Source organism: Nitratidesulfovibrio liaohensis (assembly GCF_011682075.1).
Lineage (GTDB): Bacteria > Desulfobacterota > Desulfovibrionia > Desulfovibrionales > Desulfovibrionaceae > Cupidesulfovibrio > Cupidesulfovibrio liaohensis.
Map to the genome: position 1 here is coordinate 1 of NZ_VSMK01000278.1, position 3705 is coordinate 3705.

General features: G+C 67.9%; 3 protein-coding genes. All 3 read left to right on the top strand.

The window, feature by feature from the left end; genetic code table 11:
* Nucleotides 1-687 (top strand): MFS transporter (locus FVW27_RS10240; protein ID WP_167124868.1); only part of this gene is annotated, 687 nt, incomplete at its 5' end.
* An 86-nt stretch (nucleotides 688-773) separates the two neighbouring features.
* Nucleotides 774-1142 carry a hypothetical protein gene (locus FVW27_RS10245; RefSeq protein ID WP_167124870.1) on the top strand — a complete coding sequence of 123 codons (369 nt, stop codon included), beginning with the start codon at nucleotides 774-776 and terminating at the stop codon, nucleotides 1140-1142.
* Between the two features lie 282 nt (nucleotides 1143-1424).
* Nucleotides 1425-3705: TIGR03936 family radical SAM-associated protein (locus FVW27_RS10250; protein ID WP_167124872.1), on the top strand; the 2281-nt coding region annotated here is incomplete at its 3' end.

Below are 3705 nucleotides of genomic sequence, written 5' to 3' on the forward strand. Positions count from 1 at the left end.
ACCGACTGGCGGGGCGTACTGCTGGCCGTGGGCGTGGCGGGCATGCTGACGGGCATCGTGTTCGCCTGGGTGGGGCGCGGCGGGCGCACTCTGGCGGAGCCGCCCTCCATACGCGGGTTCACCGGGGTGCTGCGCTCGCCGCTGACGTGGCTGTTCGCGTGGCTGCTGGCCGTGGGTGTGGCCGGGGAATACGCCGTGTTCAGCGTGCTGCCCCTGCACCTTGTGGACGGCATGGGCCTTGAGCCCTCCACGGCCAACGGCCTGCTGGCGGCATCGCGCGTGATCACTCCCTTTGCCGCACTGGCCGGGGGCTGGGTGGCCGACCGCATGGGGGCCCGCCGCACCATCGCCGCGTGCCTTGCACTCACCGGTACCGCGCTGCTGGCCATGGCGGTGCCGTCCGCTGCCGTGGTCACGGCGGGCATGACCGTGCAGGGCGCCATGACCGCGTTCATCTTTCCTGCCATCTTCAAGGAACTGGCCCGCTGCTGGCCCGCCGGGTACCAGCCCACGGTGCTGTGCATCGCCACGCCCGCATCGTCGCTGCTGGGCACGGGTGCGGCCCCGGCCCTGCTGGGGCTGGTGGGGCAAACGTGGAGCTTCGGGGCAGGCTTCGCCCTGCTGGGGCTGCTGGCGCTGGCCTCCATCATTCCCCTGCGGCTGCTGCCGCCGGAACCGGGCCGCTGACGCCCGCCCATGGCGCGCCGTTGCTTGACAGCGCCAGCCCCAGCCCCTACCTATGCCGGGAACCAATCACCAAGGAGACACTCCCGATGGCCTACGATATCAGACTGGTGAAGCTCGTGAATGGCGAACTGGTGCTCGGCAAGTTCGACGAAGCCTCCAACTCGCTCAAGGACGTGGCCGCGTTGCAGACCGTGCCCACCCAGCAGGGTGTGCAGATGATGCTGCTGCCGTACGGCTATCCCTTCGAGCAGGGCTTTGACGGCGTCATCAGCCGCGTCCACGTCATCTACGAATACAAGACCTGCCCCGAGGAACTGAAGACCAAGTACCTCGAAGCCACGTCCAACCTCACGTTGTCCACCGGGGGCCTTGGCGGCGGTCTGGGCAACCTGAACCTGGCCAAGGGCCCGGCGGGTGGCAAGATCACCGGCATTTCCGACCTGCTGAAGAAGTAAGCCCGGCATTACGGACCACGCGTTCGCGCCAGGCGCCGACCACCCGACCGCCCGACCGTCCCACAGGGCACCGAGCGGACATCAGGCCCAAAAGAGGCCTGTTCTGGTTGGATGGGGCAATTCCGGTCTGGCATTTCAGGGGGTGGCGCTGCCGCCCCCTTTTCATGTCGCCTTCGGACCGTTTCCCTTGTCTTCTTGCAGCGTGCCTGCCTGTCCGCCTTTCCGCCTTCACGACCGGCGGCGCACCCGCCCCGCCCGCACCCTTCATCCCCATCAGGAACCATGCGCGAACTTCTGCCCCTTCTGCCCAAGCCCAGCCGCTACATCGGCATAGAGGAAGGTACCGTCCACAAGACGCCCGACGCCGCCACCCTGCGCGTGGCGCTGGCCTTTCCCGACATGTACGAGGTGGGCATGTCCTACCTTGGGCAGAAAATCCTGTACGCCATCCTGAACCAACGGCCCGACGTGTGGGCCGAGCGGGTGTTCACCCCCTGCCGCGACGCAGGCGCGGTGCTGCGCGAGCGCGGCGTGCCCCTGGCCACCCTGGAGTCGGACACGCCGCTGGCGGCCACCCATCTTGTGGGGTTCAGCATCACGCACGAGCTGTGCTATTCCAACGTGCTGTACATGCTGGACCTTGCAGGCATCCCCCTGCGCACGGCGGAACGGGCCAAGGCAGACTCACTCACCGCGTGGCCGGTGGTCATGGCGGGCGGCGGCTGTACTCTGGCGGCAGAACCGCTGGCCCCGTTCATGGACCTGATGGTGCTGGGCGAAGGCGAAGAGGTGATGACGGAACTGGTGGACCTGCTGGCCGCCGCCCGCGCCGCCGGGCATTCCCGATCCCGCTTTCTGGATGACGCCCGGCGCATTCCCGGCGTGTACGTGCCGGAATTCTTCGAAGGCTCCGTGCCGCCGGATACGGCCCGCAACGTGCCGGGCACCCCGCCTCGGCCCCTGCTCCTGCCCTCATCGACACCCTCGTCAGCCCCCTCGTCGGCACCCGCGTCAGTAAATGACACGGGCTACACCCGCGTGGCCCGGCGCGTGGTGGCCGACATGGACACCGCCCCCTACCCGGCCAGTCAGACCGTGCCCTTCGGCGCGGTGCACAACCGGCTGGCGCTGGAGATAGGACGGGGCTGCACGCGTGGCTGCCGGTTCTGCCAGGCGGGCATCATCTATCGCCCGGCGCGCGAACGCTCCACGGAAAACCTTCATGCATTGCTTGAAGAATGCCTGAGCCAGACCGGCTACGACGACGTGTCCTTCCTGTCCCTGAGCACGGGCGACTTTTCCGCGCTCAAGCAACTGTTCCTGTCCACGGTGGACCGCTGTGCCCAGGAGCAGGTGGCGGTATCGCTGCCGTCGCTGCGGGTGGGCTCCATCGATGACGAAATCATGCGCCGCATGGCGGGCATCCGCCGCACCGGGGCCACCCTGGCGCCCGAGGCGGGCAGCCAGCGCCTGCGCGACGTGATCAACAAGGGCGTCACCGAGGAAGGGCTGCTGCTGCACGTGCAGAAGCTGTTCGAGCACGGCTGGCAGCAGGTGAAGCTGTATTTCATGATCGGCCTGCCCACCGAAACGCGCGAGGACCTCGACGCCATCGTGGACCTGTGCCGCAAGGTGCGTGACGCCGCCGGACCGGGCATCCGCCGCCTGCAGGTGACCGCGGCCATCTCGCCCTTCGTGCCCAAGCCGCACACCCCGTTCCAGTGGGAACGTCAACTGTCGCTTGAAGAAATCCGCGAGCGCATCGGCTACCTGCTGTCCCGCTTCAAGGGCGAGAAATGCCTGAAGATGCGCTGGCACGAAGCCTCCATGAGCGCACTGGAGGGCATCTTCTCGCGCGGCGATCGACGCCTGGCCGATGTGGTGGAAAGCGCCTACCGCAAGGGGGCCATCTTCAGCAGTTGGATCGAAGGTTTCGATCTTGCCCCATGGCTGGACGCCATGACCGAACACGGGCTTAGCCCCTCGGACTACACCCGCGAACGCGGCGAGGACGAGCCGCTGCCCTGGGACCACCTGGATGCCGGGGCCAGCCGCGAATTCCTGCTGCGCGAACGCCACCGCGCGCTGGACATGAAGCTGACGGGCGACTGCCGCTACGGCGCCTGCCACCTGTGCGGGGTGTGCGACACCAAGTCGTCCCCGTCCCGTCTGGACAAGTTGCCCGGCGTTACCGCCTACGCCAATCGCACCAACCTGCCCCAACGCGACCAGCAGGCCCACCAGCCAACCCTGGACGAGCATGGCCGGGTACGCATGCCGGAAAAGACGGACAAACCGCCGCAGATTTCCGACGAACTGGCGCTGAAGGCGGGGCACTACCGCATCTGGTACACCAAGGAAGACATGGCGGTGTTCCTCAGCCAGCTTGAACTGCAATCGCTGTTCGAGCGCGCCCTGCGCCGCGCCGGGCTGCCGCCCGCGTTCTCGCGCGGGTTCCACCCTCTGCCGCTGCTCTCGTTCGGGCGGGCCCTGCCCGTGGGCGTGGCCAGCCGGGCGGAATGGCTGGCCGTGTACCTGCGCGAATACCGCACCGCCGACGAGG

Excerpts from the sequence above, each read along its gene's own strand:
- FVW27_RS10245 (WP_167124870.1), top strand. The coding sequence starts at position 774 with ATGGCCTACGATATCAGACTGGTGAAGCTCGTGAATGGCGAACTGGTG.